Annotated in this window: 1 protein-coding gene; it reads right to left on the reverse strand. The window is 50.7% G+C overall.

What is annotated here, in order from left to right:
* Nucleotides 1-375 (reverse strand): zona pellucida domain-containing protein (locus DK870_RS29045; RefSeq protein ID WP_218580684.1); only part of this gene is annotated, 375 nt, incomplete at its 3' end.
* Nucleotides 376-633 lie beyond the last annotated feature (258 nt).

Consider the following 633-nt stretch of genomic DNA (forward strand, 5'->3'; position numbering starts at 1 on the left):
AGTTTCCTGCAGAGGAGCCAGTGATGTGGGATCCACAAACGTGAACATCTTCACAATGAAGCGCTTGTAGTGGGTTGGGAACTGAAGACCAGAAGAGCCAGTCACTGGAACCAATGTGGTCAGGTAACGGTCATCCTGGTAAGGGCATCCATCAACCAGAAGGTCCCACTGGGGTAGACTGAGTGGATTGGGGGCGGAAGTTGCCCAGCAGTGTCCCAGCATCAGGACAATGTTGGGGTCAGTCCTCTCCACAATGTGCACCTCAACATACACAGGCTCCCGCAGGACTTTTGGTCTTCCCATAGTAACACTGCTGTCCACTAAAGCAGCAGTTGATAGCTTCACATTCAGCACTACTGATACCAGGTTGTCCACATTGGATCTGCTCAGAATCAGCTACAGAACATCTGTCCAAAGGCTCAGCCTTCGCTACTTGCTTCTGAAACTGAATCTTCTGAGGAAGCTGCTGATTAGTCTGTTGAACTGACTGCTGAAGCCGCTGGTCAGTTTGCTGGAGCATCAGAGCTGGAGGATTCTGGGACAGTTTACTCCACTTACCCTTCTTTGGAAGAGCATGACAGAGAGCACACAGTGCTAATACCTGAACCAGCCACCAACTTCCAGCCATTGTCC

Origin of the sequence: Pseudomonas sp. Q1, assembly GCF_009935975.1 — a bacterium.
Taxonomy (GTDB): domain Bacteria; phylum Pseudomonadota; class Gammaproteobacteria; order Pseudomonadales; family Pseudomonadaceae; genus Aquipseudomonas; species Aquipseudomonas palleroniana.